General features: G+C 38.0%; 23 protein-coding genes and 1 pseudogene. 6 read left to right on the top strand and 18 right to left on the bottom strand.

Annotation, left to right across the window (positions count from 1 at the left end):
• On the top strand, positions 1–310 hold a 310-nt coding region (locus tag AF333_RS35450; protein ID WP_152968241.1), incomplete at its 5' end, for a transposase.
• Between the two features lie 549 nt (positions 311–859).
• On the opposite strand, the gene AF333_RS15855 is transcribed toward AF333_RS35450, so the two are convergent.
• From AF333_RS15855 to AF333_RS15840, 4 genes and pseudogenes are all read right to left on the bottom strand, one after another.
• A complete protein-coding gene (locus tag AF333_RS15855; RefSeq protein ID WP_043066340.1) occupies positions 860–2,131 on the bottom strand; it encodes a dicarboxylate/amino acid:cation symporter in 1,272 nt (423 codons plus the stop codon).
• Positions 2,132–2,255: 124 nt separating this feature from the next.
• The gene (locus tag AF333_RS15850; protein WP_043066341.1) at positions 2,256–2,951 is read right to left on the bottom strand and encodes an exonuclease domain-containing protein; all 696 of its coding nucleotides are present in this window, start codon (positions 2,949–2,951) and stop codon (positions 2,256–2,258) included.
• A 249-nt stretch (positions 2,952–3,200) separates the two neighbouring features.
• Positions 3,201–3,452 (bottom strand): annotated as a pseudogene (locus AF333_RS31895) (acetyltransferase); the annotation flags it as partial.
• A 181-nt stretch (positions 3,453–3,633) separates the two neighbouring features.
• Positions 3,634–4,128: a DUF6022 family protein gene (locus AF333_RS15840; RefSeq protein WP_043066343.1), complete on the bottom strand. Its 495-nt coding sequence runs from the start codon at positions 4,126–4,128 to the stop codon at positions 3,634–3,636.
• A gap of 150 nt (positions 4,129–4,278) precedes the next feature.
• Between AF333_RS15840 and AF333_RS15835 the strand changes: the two genes are divergently transcribed.
• The gene (locus AF333_RS15835) at positions 4,279–4,980 is read left to right on the top strand and encodes a MerR family DNA-binding transcriptional regulator (RefSeq protein ID WP_052812102.1); all 702 of its coding nucleotides are present in this window, start codon (positions 4,279–4,281) and stop codon (positions 4,978–4,980) included.
• A gap of 85 nt (positions 4,981–5,065) precedes the next feature.
• Here the strand turns inward: AF333_RS15835 and AF333_RS15830 are convergent, their stop codons facing one another.
• The 7 genes from AF333_RS15830 to AF333_RS15800 all read right to left on the bottom strand — a co-directional run bounded on the left by AF333_RS15830 (position 5,066) and on the right by AF333_RS15800 (position 13,817).
• On the bottom strand, positions 5,066–5,611 hold the full coding sequence (locus AF333_RS15830; RefSeq protein WP_043066344.1) for a hypothetical protein: 546 nt from the start codon (positions 5,609–5,611) through the stop codon (positions 5,066–5,068).
• 74 nt (positions 5,612–5,685) lie between these two features.
• Positions 5,686–6,171, bottom strand: a complete 486-nt coding sequence (locus AF333_RS15825) for a hypothetical protein (protein WP_043066345.1) — start codon at positions 6,169–6,171, stop codon at positions 5,686–5,688.
• A gap of 88 nt (positions 6,172–6,259) precedes the next feature.
• Entirely contained in the window at positions 6,260–6,448 is a 189-nt protein-coding gene (locus tag AF333_RS35445; RefSeq protein WP_235496505.1) for a hypothetical protein, read from the bottom strand.
• 45 nt (positions 6,449–6,493) lie between these two features.
• Positions 6,494–8,599: a CocE/NonD family hydrolase gene (locus AF333_RS15815; protein ID WP_043066346.1), complete on the bottom strand. Its 2,106-nt coding sequence runs from the start codon at positions 8,597–8,599 to the stop codon at positions 6,494–6,496.
• A gap of 108 nt (positions 8,600–8,707) precedes the next feature.
• The gene (locus AF333_RS15810) at positions 8,708–9,868 is read right to left on the bottom strand and encodes a DUF819 family protein (RefSeq protein WP_043066347.1); all 1,161 of its coding nucleotides are present in this window, start codon (positions 9,866–9,868) and stop codon (positions 8,708–8,710) included.
• The gene (locus tag AF333_RS15805) at positions 9,865–10,896 is read right to left on the bottom strand and encodes a dipeptidase (protein WP_043066348.1); all 1,032 of its coding nucleotides are present in this window, start codon (positions 10,894–10,896) and stop codon (positions 9,865–9,867) included. Before AF333_RS15805 ends, AF333_RS15810 begins: the two co-directional genes overlap by 4 nt.
• 959 nt (positions 10,897–11,855) lie before the next feature.
• Positions 11,856–13,817, bottom strand: coding sequence for an endonuclease MutS2 (locus AF333_RS15800; RefSeq protein ID WP_043066349.1), 1,962 nt, complete (start codon positions 13,815–13,817; stop codon positions 11,856–11,858).
• Between the two features lie 441 nt (positions 13,818–14,258).
• On the opposite strand from AF333_RS15800, the gene AF333_RS35440 reads away from it, so the two are divergent.
• Positions 14,259–14,432: a hypothetical protein gene (locus AF333_RS35440; RefSeq protein ID WP_235496503.1), complete on the top strand. Its 174-nt coding sequence runs from the start codon at positions 14,259–14,261 to the stop codon at positions 14,430–14,432.
• Between the two features lie 100 nt (positions 14,433–14,532).
• Complete coding sequence (locus AF333_RS15795) at positions 14,533–15,342, top strand: alpha/beta fold hydrolase (RefSeq protein WP_043066350.1); 810 nt, start codon at positions 14,533–14,535, stop codon at positions 15,340–15,342.
• Between the two features lie 93 nt (positions 15,343–15,435).
• Here the strand turns inward: AF333_RS15795 and AF333_RS31890 are convergent, their stop codons facing one another.
• Both AF333_RS31890 and AF333_RS15790 read right to left on the bottom strand, forming a co-directional pair.
• Complete coding sequence (locus AF333_RS31890) at positions 15,436–15,669, bottom strand: DUF4825 domain-containing protein (protein WP_074715537.1); 234 nt, start codon at positions 15,667–15,669, stop codon at positions 15,436–15,438.
• A 24-nt stretch (positions 15,670–15,693) separates the two neighbouring features.
• A complete protein-coding gene (locus tag AF333_RS15790) occupies positions 15,694–16,002 on the bottom strand; it encodes a hypothetical protein (protein WP_052812103.1) in 309 nt (102 codons plus the stop codon).
• A gap of 334 nt (positions 16,003–16,336) precedes the next feature.
• Here AF333_RS15790 and AF333_RS15785 point away from each other — a divergent pair, with 334 nt between their 5' ends.
• Complete coding sequence (locus AF333_RS15785) at positions 16,337–16,843, top strand: DUF3189 family protein (RefSeq protein WP_043066351.1); 507 nt, start codon at positions 16,337–16,339, stop codon at positions 16,841–16,843.
• 241 nt (positions 16,844–17,084) lie between these two features.
• Here AF333_RS15785 and AF333_RS15780 read toward each other — a convergent pair whose 3' ends face one another.
• The 3 genes from AF333_RS15780 to AF333_RS15770 all read right to left on the bottom strand — a co-directional run bounded on the left by AF333_RS15780 (position 17,085) and on the right by AF333_RS15770 (position 18,616).
• Complete coding sequence (locus AF333_RS15780; RefSeq protein ID WP_043066352.1) at positions 17,085–17,582, bottom strand: hypothetical protein; 498 nt, start codon at positions 17,580–17,582, stop codon at positions 17,085–17,087.
• Between the two features lie 256 nt (positions 17,583–17,838).
• On the bottom strand, positions 17,839–18,258 hold the full coding sequence (locus AF333_RS15775) for an HD domain-containing protein (protein WP_043066353.1): 420 nt from the start codon (positions 18,256–18,258) through the stop codon (positions 17,839–17,841).
• A gap of 178 nt (positions 18,259–18,436) precedes the next feature.
• A complete protein-coding gene (locus AF333_RS15770) occupies positions 18,437–18,616 on the bottom strand; it encodes a hypothetical protein (protein WP_043066354.1) in 180 nt (59 codons plus the stop codon).
• 590 nt (positions 18,617–19,206) lie between these two features.
• Here AF333_RS15770 and AF333_RS33715 point away from each other — a divergent pair.
• Positions 19,207–19,371: a hypothetical protein gene (locus AF333_RS33715; RefSeq protein WP_158502427.1), complete on the top strand. Its 165-nt coding sequence runs from the start codon at positions 19,207–19,209 to the stop codon at positions 19,369–19,371.
• 141 nt (positions 19,372–19,512) lie between these two features.
• On the opposite strand, the gene AF333_RS35435 is transcribed toward AF333_RS33715, so the two are convergent.
• The gene (locus AF333_RS35435) at positions 19,513–19,728 is read right to left on the bottom strand and encodes a hypothetical protein (protein WP_235496502.1); all 216 of its coding nucleotides are present in this window, start codon (positions 19,726–19,728) and stop codon (positions 19,513–19,515) included.
• 164 nt (positions 19,729–19,892) lie between these two features.
• Positions 19,893–21,332: a DUF4179 domain-containing protein gene (locus tag AF333_RS15760; protein WP_053432707.1), complete on the bottom strand. Its 1,440-nt coding sequence runs from the start codon at positions 21,330–21,332 to the stop codon at positions 19,893–19,895.
• Between the last annotated feature and the right edge of the window lie 137 nt (positions 21,333–21,469).

Below are 21,469 nucleotides of genomic sequence, written 5' to 3'. Positions count from 1 at the left end.
TAAAGAAAATCGTTCAGGCAAGCATCGAGGAAAAACACGTATCACGAAACGAGGAAGACCACGGCTTCGCGCTCTTCTCTACAAAGCGATTCGACCCTTAGTTGCCAAAAATCCAGCATTTAAGGCGCTACACACGTACTATACAACTCGACAGGAGAATCCACTCCGTAAACAGCAATCGTTAATCGCCTTGTGCTGTCGCCTCCTCCGCATTATGTTTGTGCTAGCTCGTAAACAAATCGATTTTAATATGAACAAGATGATAAAAGACACCCCTTTATGTGGACAGAACCAATCTCTTGCCGCATAAACCGTACAGTTGCTTATTTTTTGAAGAACATTCGCACTTGATATCTTGATCAAAAACGAAGCACGGAGAAGCCGGAATTATTTTTTCCATGCGGGCACAGACCCTGAATAGGAGCATCTCTGGCCTCCACCTCATGGACAGGTTGAACGAAGGAAAGTAGGGACATATGATCCTGAGAGACATGGGAGGGTACACCACCATGAGTCCTGTGGAGATCCAATGTGCAACCATATTTTTCAAAAAAGGCCGTAGGTCTTTGATGGCCTACATCCCCTACTTCCAATATTTTAAAAAGTTTCAAATGTCTAACTGAAGCTTCGTTTATAAAAATCAAGATATTGTAAGAATACATGAGTATTCATAAGAAAAACTTTAATTCATAGAGGGAGAGAAAATTATTCTTGATGTACTGCAAATCACCTGCTAAACGGCAGGTTTATTTTATGTTTTTAAAGAAAGCAAGGCTAACTCCATGCTTTTTCTATTGGTGTAAAATATAAGGGTGTTGATACTAAATAATCAACACCCTCACTCTCAGGATAAAATAATTTATGTGGCTGCAGAGTCAGGCAGTGGTCGCTCATTGCCTGAGCTATATTCTTGTCCAATATCCGTACCGGTTTTGAAAACACCCTCCCATTTTGCTACTGCAATGCAAGAGAAAACGTGTCCAACAACATTTACGGCAGTACGGGCCATATCTATAATTCGGTCAATCCCGAGAATGAGCGCGACCCCTTCAGACGGGAGACCTACCGCCGTGGCTGTTGCCAAAAGAACAACCATGGAAGAGGAAGGAACCGCCGCAATCCCTTTACTTGTTACAATAAAAAACAGCACCATGATGAGTTGCTGCGACCAGCTCATTTCCACGCCAAAAGCCTGGGCAATAAATAGCCCTGCGACAGTTAAGTATAACGTTGTTCCATCAGAATTCAGGGGCATGCCCGCAGGGATAACAAAAGAAGTGATATATTTGGGTACACCAAACTTCTCAAGTCGTTGCATTAATTGTGGTACAACGGTTTCTGTACTGCCTGTAGCGGCTCCGACAATCATTAAATCCCAGACCAGCTTATAGGCTTCAGTTATACGTACCTTTAAGAATACTGCGACTAAGGGGAAGAGAACGAATAGAATCAAGGCAAGTCCAAAATAAGCGGCACCAACTAATTTAATTAACGGTAGCAGTACACCGATGCCATACTTTCCGATTGTCGCTGCCATCAATGAGAAGACACCGATTGGTGCAACTGTCATTACCATGTTAACAAGACGAAAAGAAGCTTTGGAAGCCGCTTCCAAAAAATGAATGACCGGCTTAGCCTCTTGCTGAATACTTACCAGCGCAATCCCGAACATAACGCAAAAGAAAATAACGGCCAGCAGATCACTTTTGGCAAGCGCATCGATAATATTTATCGGAATAATGTTAAGTAGAAGAGTTTTCCCATCCATAACGACAGACGTATTAGCCGCAATAGCAGAAATATCGGACTGTGGAAGGCTACTGAGATCAGTACCGTTTCCAGGTTTTAGAACATTGCCCACTGCCAGTCCGATAAAAAGGATAAGTGTTGTTATAATCTCGAACCAAAGGATGGTTTTAACGCCAATACGCCCCATACGCTTAATATCTCCAACACCCGTAATGCCGACAAGCAATGTAGTTACAATGACAGGAATTACAACCATCTTGATTAACCTGATGAATGCATCGCCCAATGGTTTGATGGCTACGCCTGTCTCGGGAAAGAAGTAGCCGAATAAAGCGCCTAACGCAGTTGCCGCCAGAATAAAGAAAGCGAACTTAGTTTTCATGCAATTCCTCCTATTCTGTAATTATTTTATTCTATGAAAATATTATTACCTTATTAAAGATAAATCGCAATATTTATTTCATAATTATTAAAAAAATCCTTATTTAACTCTTCCCCCCGTAAAACTACTTACTTGTCTGAGCTGCTTTGTAACACTGGTTACACCTTTGTGCTCGGTTTAACCGATTCGATTTTGAACGATAAAATTTGCCGCATACTTTACACTTTCTGTAGAACTTACATGTGCTGCCTTTCATGAATTCCTGCACGATATCTCCAGATTTATCTTTGCATAAAAACATAAATATTTCTGCTGTATTTATTGCGTCATCTAAAGCATCATGTGCTTTGCCTATCCACTCTAAGCCAAACATTTCAACCGCATTCTGCAAAGAAATCTGTTGATTGTTTGACTCGGGAATGTATCTTTTTATGTAGGCCTGCAAATCAATATAACTGTCTACCCAATCATCATCAATCTTATGTAATTTGCAATCACGTATCAAAACAAGCTTGTCTGAATCACTCCATCCGATAAATACATATTCCTCATTACCAATCCAACGTTTAAATTTTTCTATAACCGTTACAAATGACTCCGCTTTTTCAATCGTTTGCCGTGGTATTCCGGTAAATTTTCTTGCGTAATCAGTATAAGCATAAATCGGTTTAACATACTCATAAAAGAGTTTATGCTTATACTCTTTATCCTTTATATGCTCTTCCTTTATTTTTACTGCACCAATAGATATAATCTCCATTGGATTCGTACTTTTCCATACACGTCCATTTAGTTCTGTATCCATTACAATGTAGTTCATCGTGATATCCACCTTGCTTAAATAGGAAATTATAGTTATAACATACCTCAAGCTCCTCATTTTATCCATTTGCTCCTAAGCTCCCCGAATTCCTTGATTAACTGGATGTGAATAAGAGAGATTCTATAGTGTCCCCATACAAAAACCCGAACGATGGACTTTTTTCAAACGGTCCATTATTCGGGTTACAGTTTACGCTAAGAGAAAAATCGCCTTTTTGTTTTTTATTAAACTAAAGCTGCCCATTAGCTACTTTTTCATATCTTTTAAATTCCTTAGATTCTCTATATCCCCGCTTACTATTACATCAATATGAGCAGAAGTGATATCAATATCTAAATCCCACCATTTAATTTCTAGTAATTCGTTAATTATTTCATCTGAAAAACGTGCTTTAATTTTCGTTGCAGGATTTCCTCCGACAATAGTATAAGGGTCCACATCTTTGGTAATAACCGATTTGGCAGCTACAATCGCACCGTCTCCTATTTTTATTCCAGGCCACTAACAATAATGTTTGGTCTAGTAATTGTATTACTAATGAATTGCACCGTACGATTTCCTTCAATTGGATATTTATTTCTAGGATTCGGTCCGTGTTGCTTATTTGATTCCATAGATAACAACTTCCTTTCATGACTTTTATAATAAACGTAACTGACCTATCTTTCACTCTAAATGATTATACGTTTTCTTTTAGCTGAAGAACTTGTGCGGTAATTTCTTTTCGTTCGGTACCTTCGAATGTAATGAGCCTTGGAGGTGCTGGAAGATTAAACTGAACATGCGAATGAGATAATTCAAAAAGAAAAGTACCGATCAGATTTTTCTGCTGGTTCTCAATAACAATCCAAAAAACACGCATTTCATGATCCGGTGTCCCCCATTCGGCTTTTTCAATTGAGTTTCTAAAGTGTAAGCAACTAGCAATAACGAAGTCATCTTCTTTGGTTTCTTCCGCAGATTGAAACCCGTTTTTTTCAAGCTCCCCCCAAATCGGCGGAATTAGTTTATCTAAATACATGCCATATGTTGCGTCTTCATATTCAGGAAAGAGTTTTTTGAGTTCCTCAACGTTTTCTGCTAGGACTTCTTCCCAATGGTCTTTTATATAGCTAGATACTACTCTTCCTAATTCTTCAATCGACATCTCAGGCTTAATATTTAACGTTGACATATGAACCCCTCCGTAATTTTTTATCTTACAAACCAATCTTACAACATTAAAGCCAATTCTAAAGTTTCTCAAAATAAGAGCTGAATCTATAGGTTTATATTTGATAAACTTTATAATAAGGCAATAGAAAATAAATACAGAGGAGAATGAATGAAAAAAATAAGACCTATAGATATTGCGAGGAAGTTAAGGATTAGCACAAGTTCTTTAAGGAGTTACGAAGCAAGAGGAATTGTTCCTCCTACTGAACGGTTATCCACCGGTTACCGCGTGTATACGGAGGAACATGTAGCATATTTTGAATGTATTGTAGCCATGTCTCCGGGATTTGGGATGGAGATAACATCAGCCGTTCTAAAAAAGCTACAACTAAAACAACTCGACTCTGCTCTCTGGATAATAAATAGAGCTCAAGTAGCTAATTACGAAAACAGCATTATAATTGAAAAGGCAATCAAATACCTAGAAAATATGGTTGATGAACAGACCAAGACGGAAAAATGTATAACAATTGGAGAAGCATCAATTGAAACACAAGTTCCTACGTCAACTCTCCGATATTGGGAAAAGGAAGGCTTAATCATTTCGAAAAGAGAGGAAGATAATAACTATCGCTTGTTTGACAGGTTTCAAATAATCAAAATTTTGTTGATGAAAACAACTCAAAATGCTGTTTATTCACATGAGGTTATTAAATTAAAAAAAGCAATTAAAAACTTAAGTGTACGAGATCTTCAAAAATCGAAAAATATTGTTTATGACATTCAGAAAAATTTGAGTAAACGTAATCAAGAACAATTGCATGGACTTTTTTACCTATATCGATTATGCAAGATGATAAATTTGTATTAGCGCAATTTTTAATTAATCTTTTTTGCAAAACAGCTTTTTGTATTTCGTTGAAAATTGGGCTTAAAACAATATTTTTGATCAAACATTATCCGTGTTCTAATAAGAATTGTTTTACTACATCACAAAACTTTTTAGAGCCATGTACTTTAAAAACAATTTCATTCTCAAATTCAATCGTTATCATCCAATCTTTATTCTTACCGATTAGACCTGTATAACTAGTGCCACCCTCTTTGGCTCTATTCTCAGTTAACAAATAATACAATGGAAACAAAGCAGGAGTATCGTGTCTCTTTAAGCTGTATTTGCCAATACTATCTATCGTCCTTGCAATATTATCGTGTACGTTTACATTAAAATATCTACAGCCTTCATTGACGTTAAGTATGTTACAGGCTTTTAATAAGGCATCATTTACATCTTCCGGGGAGAAGGTAGCTGGTTTTGGGTTATGGACAATTGATTGAAACAACGTAAAATAACGCTTTAAATCAGCTGAGTACAAAACAGTATAGGACTCGAAGTATTTATCCTCAAGAAAGTCATTTGGGAATATGTATTTTTCTAGCCATTCTGCTAGTTGTCTGGATTCCTCATTGTCTATAGCACGAGCTAGTTTAACCGTTCTCAAAAGCCCTCTCTCCTTTCAAAAAGTACAAATTAATTAATTCCTAACGAACGTCTATATAAATTACACTTGATAGTTTAACAGGGAAGTGTGGTAGGAAGGTGGATGCGCCCTGCGATCCGGCAGAAGAAAGGACAGCAACTGTCTCCCTCTTCGTGTCTGCCCAGATGTTTTGCGGTCCCGCCTGGCCAGGGCAAAAAGCGGCCCTCTACGCTTCCGTGCGGGAGACGAACCGACGCCCGTTTGGGGCACGGTGTGGTGGCTATCCACTCTGGATCGTACTGGATAATCAACACCCTTGATATAATATACTTCCAAGATAGTAATCCGTTTATAGCAACTGTCAGTATACTTTCATAGTATGGAATAGTATAAAACACTTTTAGAAAGGAGCAATGCCAGTGGTAAAATCTTGTCATCACTGTAAGCCCCATAACTGTTGTCCACCTTCTCATTGCAATCCACCCTGCAACTGCTGTCCGCCTTCTCATTGCAGTCCATCCTGCAACTGTTGTCCGCCCTCTCATTGCTGTAAGCCCTGTAACTGCTGTCCACCCTGTCATTGTTGTCCACCAAGCAGGCTACCGAAGGATTGTCCAGAAGTCTTCCCTGGGATGTCAAGAAGATTCATGTAAGAATACAGGAAACAACTTATCTATATAAATTACACTTGATAGTTTGACAGGGGAGTGTGGTTGGAAGGAGGAGATTCGGAAAAAAGAAGAGGGTGGATGCGCCCTGCGATCCGACAGAAGAGAGACCAGCGTGTCTTTTTCCGACCCGCCCACCGCCCTTCCTTCTTTTCTTCCCTCTCACCACAAGAATTTGTCGATGTATCAAATCAGATGTATATAGTAAGTAAATTTCTCTTTCAAAATCCAAAGCTTATCTCTGAATAACCGGCAGCCTTACACAACTTGGATACTCCAAACTATGATAAATTGTTTGCTCTGCAATCACAAATTCTGAATCAACTGCTGGATCATTTCCTGTATTTTGGTTAGGAAAAGCTAGGTTTTTGGCTCCAGATGTAATCGATATACGAATGCGGTGGCCTATTTTAAAGTAGTTGGCGATTTTAGTCATTTTAATTTCATATTTTTCAACTTTTCCTGGCTCAAGCAGCTCTGATTTTTCAAAAGTGTTGCGATAACGGGCACGGATAATACCGTCTGATAGACGAATCGAGTTTCCTTTTTCATCTACATCCGTCAATCTTACGACCCAGTCTGTGTCTTTAGCAGAGCTTGCCGCATAAATGACTGCATAAATGTCACCGGCAATTTCAACATCCTTTTCAAGAGGCATTGTTTCATATACTAATACATCTTCGCGTTTTTCCACTTCCCGATAATTTTCCGGGACACTGCATTCATTTTCAGATATATCAATCAAGTATGGAGTAGGATCTTCCGGGTTAAAAGCATATTTGTCTACCGGTTCATTACCTTGCTTCTCCTCATTTAGGAAACCATCGCCGCTGCTTGTATTCGCATTCCCGTTACTATGTAAGTAGAATTTTTTATATACCACGTATTCAGGTGGGAATTGTTCAGCAGTTCTCCATTTATTTTCGCCAATCATGTAATATTGAACACGCGATTCTTTTTCCACTCCATTTTCACAGTCTTTTAAAAAACGGTCAAACCATTTTTGAAAAAGAACATCTAAGTCATATCGAATCGCATTTTCGCCAAATTGAACGTTGTGAATCTGACGGGTGGAATTGGCACTGTGATGCCATGGGCCAAGTATTAATCGCTGATGTTTCCGGTTATAGCGGTTCATCATGTCCCATGCTTCTGTTGTGCCGCCCCCGTTATCATCATACCATCCAGAGATGATTAGAGATGGAACATCGATCTTGTCGCCACAAAGGGACCAGTTTGCTTTTTTCCAAAACTCATCGTTGTCAAAGTGTTTCATCCACTCATTCCAAAAGTAAACCTCTTTTCCAAGTACCTTGAGCGGGATGTCCTTTAGCGGTCTGATTTTTAAAACCTCATCCCAATCATCACGCTCCATTGCCTTCGGATTCATTTTTCGTTCCACCATCATGAAAGTCCATGCCAGCGTTCCAGATAATATCGTCCCGCCCTTTCGCGGCACATCTCCAAAAGGACTGCCGGCCGTCACCAAACTGACGAGCGCCTTTAAATGGGGATTTCCACTTGCGGCTGCCGCCCATTGAACAAATCCACCATATGAACCGCCGATCATGCCGATTTTGCCGTTAGACCAAGGCTGGGAGGCAATCCAATTTAATGTATCATCGCCGTCCTCTATTTCATGAATCATCGGCATCCATTCGCCTTCTGATTCCTCACGACCGCGGATATCCTGCGAAATAAGGGCAAACCCTCTTTGTACAAACCGGAGCTTATTTAAACCGTGCATCATTCTTCCGTAAGGAGTTCTGAGCAAAATTGCGGGCAGCGGCGTTTCGTAAGACAGCTCCTTGGGAAGCCACACTTCTGTTGCGAGCTTGACTCCATCTCTCATTTTAACGTAATGTGTACCGCAGTGCTGAACAAGATAGTCAGGTTTAGATACATCTTCCCACAGTATCAGAGGAGTAAAAAATTCATATCCCTCTTTAACTAAAATAACGCTATCTTCGCGGGCATGGTATAAAAATGCAATAATTTCATTATGATGAATCACAACGTCTATCGGCTGTTTACGCTCAGGCATAACAAACTTCTTATAATTGTCGTTATTAACGAACGAATCCTTCATTAAATGGAAACAGTAACCTGATGGAAGATTGACTTTCTTCTGCTCCCATGAAACCTGTTTGGACTCTTGCCAAACCTTCAGTACATCTTCAAGTGGGATAAGTAAGTTATGCTCTGTAGCATGTTCAATATTTTTCCATTCTGAAGTAAATACATCTTTTTCTTGAACATAAACATAATCGGCTTCCAGAAATAATTTTGCTGAAAGAATTCCAGACTTATAGTATGAAAACATATTTTGGTCTGATAGCATCCTCCAAAACCCCTCACATTATTTTTAATTGTTCGCAAGTTTCTACCACCATACTTCAAGCTTACTCATTGCTTTAGTGGACAAGTGTATAGATTGCTTTGCTCTGCTTTATGCGCCGATAATAGCTTTAATCAAATAAGCAGTTCCAAGTCCTATATAGTTTCCTAATACAGACCCGATTGAACCTAAAATGATCGCCGTCCCGATAACCGAATGCCATTTGGCCGATCCGGCAACCATCGCGGAAGTCGTACCATCGGCAATGGAGGCAACAACAGAAATGAGCACATATTGATATTCAATTTTAAACATACGACATAACAAGACATGCAACAGAAAAGAACCGAATATTACAAAAAAACAAAAAACAGTGATTAGCGGCGCAGAGTTTGCAAAAGCTTTAATATCAATACTGAGTCCGATAATGACGAGGAAAAATAATGCAATAAAAACACCTAAATCTACACTTCCTTTCAGTTTACGAACCGGCTTATACTGGGCTAAAATAATCGCAAATGTGGTTACAAAAATAATTCGCATCGCACTCGAATATAGCTCTGGGAAGAAGCCTGATAAGTAAGTTGAAAAGCTTGTTACAATAAATGCAATAGCAAAAAGAAGAGCAATATCAGTGATCGACCATTTCTTTTTAGCGAAAAGTTCCTGCCTTTCTTCCTTTCCGTCCATTGCCTCCTGTAATGAGTACGGCCACCACCTTTGGAACCATTTTGATCTTGCAACAATTGATGGTAAGGCAAAAAAGAATAATAAAGACGGAATACCGACAACGTAATCAGCCGCGTTTACACTGCCAAACGTTGTCGGAGTTGCATTTAATCCTGTACCAATTGCCGTTAAGTTCGAGCTTCCTCCCGTATATGTCCCGATTAACATGCCAGCAATTTTCCAACCTTCCGGAATTTTCGCTGCTAAAAAGATACTTACAACGATTGTGACAACAGCTACACTTCCAACGGCAAACCCCATCGCAAGCAATGGTTTTTTGGCAAGCTGTATCCATTCTCTTAGATTGACGCTTAGTAGCATCATCGTCAATGATAGCGGGATTGCGTAGGTCATGAATACTTCGTAAACCTTATGGGAGTGAGGCAAAATGTTAAGATTTGATAATGCAATCCCAATGACAACGGAGGCTAAAGCCGGTCCAATCCATACTGCCCATTTAAAGCGCAAAATGTAAAAGGATAGGGCAACAACCGAAGTTAACAACGCCAGGATGGCCGCTTCACTTGTTATGAATGCGTTCACTTAAAAGCCTCCTTATATACACGTAAGAAGTTATTACCTAATATGCCTTCAATTTCTTCATCCTTGTATCCGCGTTTAATTAACTCTTGTGTAATCTCCTTGAAGCTTTCATGACCTTTGACAACATCAAACGGAATTCGTTCAAATTTTCCGAAATTATCAGGCGAGACATATTTCATGACCATGTCGCATAGATCCAAGCCGATTCCAACATGGTTAACTCCAACTACTTTAACCATATGATCCAGATGATTGATTAAATGCTCTAGGTTAGATTTTTCATCACTTTCGGCGACAAGAATGCTTGCGGCATTAATCCCGATAACGCCGCCTGTTGCAGCAATTTGTTGCATTTGTTCATCGCTAATGTTTCTCATTATCGGCATTAAGGCTCGTGCATTAGAATGGGAGGCAATCACCGGCTTTTTGACCGTTTTTAATACATCGGCTACACCCTCATCATTTAAGTGGCTAACATCAATGAACATTCCAAGCTTTTCCGCTTCCTCAATAACCTCGATTCCAAAAGCGGTCAAGCCGCCTTTTGTCCCTTCACGAACAGGTGTAAAGTGACTTCCGTCCGCAGCATAGTTTCGCCGGCTCCATACAAGTCCTACAATCCTGACACCTAATTCATAAAAAATCCTTAGTAGTCTTATATCATGGCCAATAGGTTCGATTCCCTCAAATGATAGAAGAAATCCAATTTTATTCTCTTGCTTTGCCTTCCATATATCTTCATACGTTTTGCAAATCATAATATGATGAGGTGATTCATCGATTTCTTCATACAATGAATGAATTTGGGCCAACGCTTTGCGCAGCCCCATTTCTGGCAGAAACTCACTTTCAATAAAAATGGATGCAACGATAAGATTTATCCCACCCATTTTGAAGCCAGGCAGATAATCCGTTTCAATGACTTTTCTCCGGCCTTTTGCGCGCTGAATCTCTACATCCATCAAAAGATCAAAATGAGCGTCAATGACAAAGGCCCTTTCATGCAGGCTATCGATTTTCTTTTCCATTTTAACTTCCCCTTATACATTTTTGATAAAGAATTTCACAACATTTACTCCATATAAAACATGTCATCAATCCTCTGAGCAGTCACGGTAACTTGATTTCCTCCTACAATAGAATAAGGAAGTTTAAACTTACTTTTCATTCAAAAATGAAGGATACACTTCGTTTTTTATAACTAATTTACCACGAAGAAATTCTATTAGCAATATTTTCATTAATTAAATATTTATTAATATTTAGTAAATTAATGCAAGATGGTGGTTTTTTTTATAAATCATTAACTTAGACATTAATGAAAAGGAGGTGGAAAGCCAATTTAAATTAAAATCAAGTCCAGTTGAACTTGCAAAGTCATCCATATAAAAATCGGTCGTACGGGTGGATTAAGAGGAGTAAAGAAATCCATGGCTATGGCAAATAAAAAGTGGGAAGACCATCGCTGAATAATTAAGCAATTGGGGTGTACATACGCACATTTTCTTAGACATAATGGTAAGTGCTCTATTCGAGATTCTGAGAAGCACTCCTTTTACTCACTTATTATTTTTTCTGCTCTGTAATACACATTTATATAAATATATTTCCGAAATAACAAACGTTCTGAAGAACTTCTTCCAAGAAATTATACAGGAAAAAGAACTTAAAGTCGTTAGGATGGATCTAAAAAAGCTCTATTAAGATTCACAGTCTCAGGCGAAGATAGCGGGTTTTCCAACGCACGTGGTAAAGACGTGGAAGAGTTCGTTTTCACTCTCATCGACTAAAATTACACTTCCCTACACTTTAATTTTTCATGTAATAAAGGATGAAGCATATTATACATGACTAATATGCTTCGTCCTTTGTAAGAGAAATTCCAGTGAAACATTCAAGAGGTCATCATCACTAATGTACAATATCCGCTTTTCGCAAAAAATTGCTCTATGCGATCATCCATGCCCATTTCGTGTACATTGCGTTTTCACTCCTCCCGTTTTGTATCAATAGAAAGGCCTTCTACATACTTACGATTCATCAATTTTCGCTTTTTCCGGTTCTCCTTTGTTTCAAAAACAATATCCAAATCGTAATCTTCCGGATACAAATCCTTGCTTTCAATTTGTAAGACAAGTCTCTTTTTATTGATTTTGTATTTCTGTTTTTGAATCATTACTCCGACATTGCCTTTTGAGTCCTCCTTTTGAAAAACAATACCGGTTCTTCCTAAATAAGAAACGTATACACAATCCCCTAGTTCAAAAGCTTTTACAGTCTCAGAAGACGCTCTTCTATTGTCGGATGGTTCTTCATGAACTTCTTTGTCCTCATTTAGCTGTGATTCTGATTGTGCGCTTACGTTCTTACTATTGCTCTCACTTGTTTCATTCGTACAATTTTTCTGCAGAATATCAGGAGAAAAACCGCTCGTGGTAATTTCGCGAGACCGTTGAATAATCTCAGATGGAATACCTAATTTTAGGGCAATCGAGAAAGCGTAACTCTGACCCGCTTCTCCTATTCGTAGGCGATACAAAGGTTGAAGTGTTTCAGTATCGAATTCCATACGAGCATTTTCAAAACCAGGTGTGACAGCGGCAAAATTTTTGATCTCATTGAAATGTGTAGTCACTACTACAGTTGCCTTTCTCCTGTGCAGTTCTTCGAGAATGGCAACAGACAAGCCAACGCCTTCCCCTGGATCCGTACCGGAAGCCATTTCATCGATTAGCACTAGTGTTGAACGGTCAGTGATTTTCAAAATGTCAATGACATTATGAACATGAGCAGAAAATGTGCTAAGAGCATGTTCAATACTTTGCCCATCGCCGATATCCACGGCTATATTGCTAAAAATAGAAAACTTGCTTCCTTCCTGCACCGGTACCAGCAAACCCGACTGTACCATGGCAGTTAATAGGCCGACGGTTTTTAACGTGAGTGTCTTTCCTCCTGTGTTTGGCCCCGTGATAATGAGGGATTTATACTTGTATCCTATTTGGAAATTCAAAGGAATCATTTGTTTGCCAAGTAAAGGATGCTTAGCTTCGTGGAGCTCGATGATCCCTTCCTCATTTATTTCTACATTGGAAGCAGCGATTGCCAGCGCATATTTTGCTTTTGCAAAGAGAAAATCGTAGGTACCCACCGTCTCTACATTCACCTGAAGCTCATGAGCAGACTCTTCTGCTAGGGCTGATAATCGAATCAGTACTTTCGTTACTTCTTGTTCTTCCTCCGCTTTTAGTGCTGTAATCTCAAATTGAAGGTTACTGATTTCATTTGGTTCCATGTATACCGTTTGACCGCTTGCCGATTCATCCAGCACCCTCCCCGTTACTTGCTTTCGATATTCTTTTTTGATAGGGATAACGTAGCGTCCATTCCGTGTGCTGATTACATTCTCTTGCAGGATAGAACGATATTTGCTTATCAAAGAATCTAGCTTGCTTTTCAGGCGTTCTTCCATAACAGAAATACGTTTACGTACCTTCATTAAATCCTTACTTGCTGTATCAATGACTTGCCCATGGTGGATACTCTGCTCAATTTCCGACTTCAATTTATTCATGGTATACATAGATGCCGCGTATGTGCTGACACGAGGTGCGACATCAGATTTGGCTGCCATGTATTTCATTAATTGCGCGCAGCTAGTCAGGAATTGATGAATATGAGAAAAGTCTTTTTCGCTAAACACATAGCCCGTTCCCAAAAGCGTTAGAATATTTTCGATTCCTTCCAACGAAGGAATGGGAACACTTGCGCCATACTGAAGCAATGATTTGGCTTCAGCCGTTTCGTCTAGTTTTTTTCGCAAAATTTTCCCAGATGTCATAGGGATCATGTGTTCAACATGTTTTTTTCCCATGTACGAAATGGCATATCCTTTAAGCGTCTCTTTAATTTTGTCGTATTCCAATCTCCGTAACGTTTTTTCATTCATGATTGATCGCTCCCTTATAAAAAAATAAAAAGGGCGAAGAATGAACGATAGTCATTCTCCGCCCTTTTGTTGATACCTAAAAAAGTGCCCAATAAAATAAAAATCCGCGCTGAACTCAGCACGGATGTGGGCGCAATGATAGGTATACACCTAAGGCATTGTATGATATCCGTTGTTCTTAACTAATTCCAAGGTCATTAATTAACCATCACAAATAAACATTGCTGAACCAGCAAAATTTTGAATGGTTTACCAAAAACCTCTGTATGGAATTTCTTAGTTAAGAACTACCGCCGACATCAAAATCTCTCCTTAGATAAAGTTAATCAAAATATAACTTACTCGATAGCTTATTGTCAAGATCATTTGGATTTATATACATGAGAAAACACTTCTTTTTCTAACGACTCAAAATAAAAGGTGAGTATATATACACCTGATTTGATAAATCGACAAATTCTTGTGGTGAGAGGTAAGAAAAAAAGAAAGGGCGGTGGGCGGGAGCGGTCGGAAAAAGACACGTCCGCCTTTTTTCTGCCGGGGCGCAGGGCATATCCACCCTCTTCTTTCTCCATCTCTCCTACTTCCAACCACGCTACCATGTCAAAATATTAACCATAACTTATATAGTTTAAAAAATAGATGGGGTATTCACCCATTTAAGCTCAAATGAATAACGTATTTCTGACGAGATTTACTAATTGGGGGAATCCATGTGGGATACTATGTTCGAGTAGAACCAGATGTAAAAATTTATGTAGAAGATGTTAACCGAGGAGGCCGAAAACCAATCTTATTTATACATGGTTGGCCAGCAAATCATAAATTGTTTGAATATCAGTTTAATATACTTCCCGCAATGGGGTATCGGTGTATCGGAGTGGATATCAGAGGGTTCGGTAAATCAGATAAGCCTTGGAGAGACTACTCGTACGATCGATTGGCAGACGATGTGCGAGCTGTGGTAGACACGCTTGAATTACAAAATTTCACACTCGCGGGACACTCTGTAGGAGGAGCGATCTCCGTTCGATACATGGCTCGTCATAAAGGATATGGGGTATCCAAGCTTGCTTTATTCGGCGCGGCAGCTCCTAGCCTAACTCAACGTCCTGATTTTCCATATGGATTACCTAAGCAGGATGTAAATAAACTCATTCAGGAAACGTATAATGATCGACCAAAAATGTTGGAGGGATTTGGTGACATGTTTTTCTTCCAGCATGTAACTGGGCCTTTCTCAGATTGGTTCTTTCAGTTGGGCTTACAGGCGGCAGGTTGGTCCACGGCGGCGGTTCTAGCCTCGCTTAGAGATGAAAGCTTGTTTTCTGATCTAGGAAAAATAAACGTTCCCACTTTAATTTTTCATGGTGTTCATGACAAAGTGTGTCTATTTCCACTTGCTGTAGCACAGAACAAAGGGATTAAAAATTCTATGCTTGTGCCGTTCGAATACAGTGGTCACGGATTAATGTGGGAAGAGCATGATAAATTTAATAAGCAATTGGCACAATTTATTGGATAAAAGTTGTTGCATAAATTAATGTGTTAAAATTAGGAAACGTTAGTCCTTCAAAATAAGCTCCGAAGGGCTTTTTCAATGAAATTTGTTATTCTGCTAATAGCTGCTGGATGTTTCACGATATTCAAGTGAAAATTGTTTTAATTGATCATCACTTAGTAGTCTATTTAGAATGTTCCCAACTGCACTATTACCGCCTATATAAGAATTCTTGTATTGAAATATGCCCTTGTTTGTATCCTTTTTGTCTCTCGACTTCGACTTCGTATCACTTTTATTTTTGGGCTTGGTAAATTTCCCGTTTCTAATTTTAAATCTCCATGTCAGCAAAGAAATATAAAAATAAGGCTGACACTAACGATCAGCCTTATTATCGTCTTTCAACCGTTTAATGATATTAAATTGTTTCGTTTGTAATGCCACATCAATGAGCACTTCTTCAACTTCGCAGGAATAATCCTTCACCGTATCTGCTTCAGTTAAAGGCTTGATGTCATTCTCTACCACCCAAAACTCCTTCTGGATTGCCGGAATACGGATAAGATATTGATAGGCTACATCAACTCTACGATTATGTGCAATAATATAAGCTTCTTGGCCTACCGGCAAACCTAAATTGAGAATATCTGAGAGAATAATTACTCTGGTCATTAGTGCAAACATGATTTCACCTCTATTACTTTCTTATCATAAGGGGTAAAAAATGGTCAAGATATAAGATTGATATTATGGAATAAATGATTGTTTCAACTATCGGGCCCTACAAGTGCATTAAGAAGGTCAAGTAAAAGCAAGACGTGTGCCAAAATCCAATTCGATACCATTAGAGTCGATTAGAGATTAGCTCATACATAAAAACGCTATATACATCTGATTTGATAACATTCTCTATGTAAAGAAAAATGCTGTCTCTAAGGGTAGATGGAGATTTTCTGGATAGGATCTCGTATAAATGACAATAATAAATATAAATAGATAAATCATAAAGGATGATACTGTGATTTATATATATAATGATTATGGTGGAACCCATACCACTGCCCTAGCAGCAGCATATCATTTAAAAAAATTGCCGACTGATCGAAAGCTGACTAAAGAAGAAATCTTGAATGTTAACTATTTCAATAAGTTGACCAGTTCTGACATGGGAAAGATTATTTTTCAAGGGACAGATATGGATGGAAATTCCGTCTATACAATTGGTCGAAAATCCTCCAAACTTGTTGTTCCAGCTTTAAAAAACTTAAGTTTATTATTACAAGATAAATATAAAGTTCATGAAAAAATAATTTTTTCTAACACATCACCAACTGTACCGTTTGCTATGACAATTGGAGGATTCCTTTCTAGAGGATTAAAAATCGATTTCATTGGTGTACCTTTATTAGTTTTTGGTGCCAAACAATGCTGTAACGATATTATTCGATTGGTTGAGCACACGAAACAAGTAGGAAAATCGACAAATGCAAAGGTGATTATATTAGAGAACAAAGAATTTAAGTAATATCGAAATCCTTTGTATTTCTGTTAATTGGTAATACGTTTTTTAGCAAATAACCAGTTTAATGAGCGTCTAATGGCAGCTAACAACCAGAGATATGTAAAAAAACCAGCCTAATTAGACTGGTTTTCATCCCTTTTATAAGGCTTTGTTAAATTTTAATATTAATAATTGCATAAATATTTAGGGACCCTCCATCAATCAGGGTTCCCCCATTTTTGTAAACTAACGCCCCCTTTACGCTTTAGTTCAAGAACACAGTCTCATTAAACGAAATCCCAAGATAGCTATATTTTATATTAACCCTATTTATTGCTTCATTATGAATAACACTAATCCCATAAATTTTATCGTTTTTAGTAGCAGTACCATCATCTAATTTTTTAAAGTAAGAAGAAGAAAATGTGCCTACCTTAATAGTTACATCCTCTATATTCTTAAATCCATATTTTATTGATTCCTTATTATTATAATCATCAGTTATGATGAAACCTTGTAAAGCATTACTAACCTGTGCTTTTGTTTTTGATGGTTTTTCATTGTTATTAACTGAAACATCTACTATTTTCACTTCACGAAAGCCCTTATTACCAATTCCAACAACAACTGATTTTTTATCTTCGCTTGAAGCAAGTGTACCAATACCCAATGGTGGATTAACTTTCACAAAGGAATAAAAACCACCAATAGTTATTGCTAAAATTAGAACAGAAATCCAAAGTTTCTTCTTCAATTCTCCCATCCTTTACAGTTATTTATCTTTCATTAACCTATTTCGTTGAACAAAGAAACCACACATTGAATTTTGATAGACGCAAACTACGGTCATTTGAAATACAAATAAGGACAGCAAGAGTTCTTTTATATTGTGTTTAGTACTTTCATTATTACAGCTAAACAAGAACCGGATTATCTACATTGTTGTTTTTGAGAAGTACTTTCATATCTAGAGACTTCTGGACTGCATAACTAAAATTGACTTATCTATAATGAACCTTTTAACTTAACAGTTCATCTTTCGCCTTTTTGTACTTTTGCAACCGGTCATAATCTCTTTGTGTTGGATTCTTAATTCTGCTCATGTCACTATTATCCTCAATGTCTGCTAATTTAACTAGACGAGCCATAGCATCCTGTTTGCAGCGGCTAATGAATTCCATATAGGATTCATTGCTTCTTCTTGTTAATGCATCAACTGCCAGAATTATATCTTCACTAAAACCCTCATTTCTTAAATCGGTTAAAGATATATCTGTATCTTCAACAACATCATGTAGTACTGCAACAATTCTACATTCTTCGCTTGTTTGTTTGATCATTACTCTCAGTGGGTGTAGTATATAAGGATTTCCACCTTTATCGATTACACCCTCATGCGCTTTTGTTGCTATGATAATGGCCTTTTCAAGTGTTGACATAGCTACCCTCCCTCTTTACTTCTTGTTCTAATTGTTTCTAATTCACTAAAACACCTCTCGATAAAAACGAATTATCGTCTTGTTAAAATGCTATTTCCGTAAATATTATCGTTAAGTTATTAAAAAATATATAAGTGTGATTTGATCTACATTTATAATGACTTTTCTATTTAGATTCTTATTTTTTGTCCTTTTTTGTAGAGTAATTAGGAATAAGTATAGAACCAATGAAGCAGAGTCCAAGTGAAATCAAAGTAAAGATATAGCTGAACTCATAGGACGGGAAAAATACAACCTTTACCATCATGAGTACAAAACCTAAAATAATAAGAAGTTTACCAATCAATTGCTTTGACACTTATATCACCTCCTCTTTAAGTGGCAACATCACTAATCTCCTTTTTATTAAATCATTTTAGATCAGTTTTAAGTTCAACTTGACTTAGTGAAAATTTATCGCCAATCATATAACATAGCTTAATAAACCCTTAAAGTCCAGACCATTATGCCGCTTTTAAAGATAGAGCTTCTCTAAACTCCTTTGGAGACAAATATCCTGTGCGATTTAACAGGTTACATAGTCCTCATTCCTTTCTTATGTATGTGTCTGCATCCCGTTTGCATTTACTAACGTATTTTTCCTCCCAAAAGAAAAAGCACCCTTATCTAAGAGTGCTTAAATATGATATATTTTTTGCAGCCTAGTGCCCAACTTAAACAGGGACACGATTTAATTTGTAGTCACCATATGAAATAATATGAACCTGAAGCTTAAATAGCTTGACTTAAAGATAGTTTTACAGTGACTTGTAGCCTCTCTTTCTTTATATTCCGTTCCGCTCCTATCACGGCCTGCCTCGTTCTCGTCGATGCTGTGGAAACACTTTATAAAGGATTTTTGACCATCAACATCGAATAAAAGAATAACGAATCTTTTGGAGGAATAAAATGGAGGTGCAACAGCGAATCGAGATAGCTCTTGATATCAAGGGGATGAGTGGTGAAGGTGCCTGGCATGAAGCCTATTTATTCAGTACAAAGGAATATAATTCTTTGGTGATCCGTTTTCCAAAGCAGATCTCCTATGGGAAGCCATTCTCTTACTTTGATTGATCAGAAAGAAGGCGAGGAAAGCCGTTTACACCCCCTTAATGTGGTAAAAACAGGATTTTTTCTGTCCGCGCTTACTTAGCGTTTTAAATCCGCGATGTGGTGAAGCCCCGCTGTCCGTATAAATAGCGGGGCTTGACTGCTTTATTCGTCTTCCTGGTCAATAGGTTGCTTGATATATTCACCTGTCAGAGCATCCACATAACCAAACTCGTTTAAGTGATCCCATGCATATACAAGAAGCGGTGCTAGAGCTTGCTGATCCATATACCATTGTCGACCCAGGACGGAATCTCTGACTCTTTTTTGATTGCACAGAAGCAAGCTCTTTTTCATCCACTTTTTTGCCCGTTTGCGCATGATATCCGTAGTTGTTTAAATCGTAGCGTAAGATTGGTTTTGCGATCCTTTCTCTAAAACAAGGTAAACAACCATGTTTTTATCGTTTTGTGAATATTTAAAAAATTTAGCCTCATAGCGATATGACGAGACCTCTATATAGAAAAAACAGGGGCAATTCTCCTTTATTTACCTAAAGGGATATCCACTTTCCAGTCAACATCTCGGTGCTGTTTTTTTACAATATGATAGCTCAAAGTAAGTTCCTTCGGCTGATGCCCTATCTTGTTGATATAAATCTCTCCACTCAAATGCACAAGACCATTTTCATCCTTCGTAATTACCGTTTTATTATCATCCCAATAACCCGGATAGTCTGGATATGCACGATATCCTTTTCCTGTGTCATCCTTTGCCGACCAGACATCGGTATCTACGATATCCTTGGCTAATGTTGCCTCAAATTTAATCACTCCATCTTTAACTTTAATTATGTCTTTACGATTACCTTGTCTATACTCGTCCCTTTCTCTTAATGTGAAATCCTTAAAGGTGAATGTATTTCCAAAGGTATCCTTCTGGGTGACGGGATTCTTGCTAAGGTTTGCTAAATTTAGCCTAGCTTGGAAGTCCGTCACTTCGTTCGTGTAGATAGCGTATAGTTTAAGTGTAAGCAGTTTTTTGTCCTTAATTGGGAGAAACAAATCAAAATGTTTCGTACTGCCATCAGGTAATTCTTTTGCGCCTAAACCACTAATCGGATTTTCATTTTTCTGAATGCCTATTTGTCTTAACACATTATCACGAGCGACAATAACATTACCCTGCTCATCAAGAAGCTGGTAGGCAAAACCGGTACTTTTTAAAGCATGGGCAGCATAGAAAGGCGTAAAATCGTCACCTTCCTTCAAATTATTCAAATCATCACGAAACCCTCTTTCTTTGGAGATTTTTTGTGTTTTTTCCTTCCATTCTTTTGTTTGCTTTGTTTCGAGTGTTATGCGGGTTGCACTAGGGAGAAATTCGATATTTTTAAAATTAAAAGATAGCCCTTGCAAGGATGTGTATTCTTTATTAATGGAAATTAACTTGGTAGCTGCGCTTGCTTTCTTCATATCTACCGGGATTTTAAATTGCCATTTCCCCTCAGTATTACCAATCTTATGGAAGTTGAGGTGAACGAACATATCGTCAGGCATTGGATTTTGTTCATTAAAAAGGTCATTCATTTCCCGCGTAATTATAATATAATCGTCATGTGGTCCAAATGACCATCCGGTAGCTGGATAATCTGTTCTTTCAAACTTTTTGTTTTCTGATTTGTCGGTAAGAAAGCATTCTATCTCTTGTAAATCATCAACAGTTAGTTTTTTTCCCTCCTTATCTTTGGCATCGATGATGAGTGCAATTTGCAAGGGATCAGCAAGGATTTCCTTTACTTCAATGGTGATGCCTTTATCCATTGCTTTCATATCTAACTTCTGTGTAAAGCCATTCTCAGCAGCAGTTTTTATGCCTTTATCGTTAAACAAGCTGTTTACATAGCTTGCAAATGTTGGAGAAACAAAAATCCCTAAAGAAACGGCCGCTGTTAGTCCTGCTGCAGCAATAGTTAGTTTTTTCATAATATGTAACCCTTTCTTTTTTCTCCGGTTTTCCAAGTCCGTTAATTCTTTTTCCTTTATTTTACTTTCAATTTCATAAGTAAAAGAATCCGGTAAGGGAGGAATTTCATTCAGTACAACTTCGAATCAAATCCTCA

Origin of the sequence: Aneurinibacillus migulanus, from assembly GCF_001274715.1 — a bacterium.
Taxonomy (GTDB): Bacteria; Bacillota; Bacilli; order Aneurinibacillales; family Aneurinibacillaceae; genus Aneurinibacillus; species Aneurinibacillus migulanus.
The sequence above is the reverse complement of the archived record's forward strand: the minus strand, read 5'-3'. Positions and strand labels throughout refer to the sequence as shown.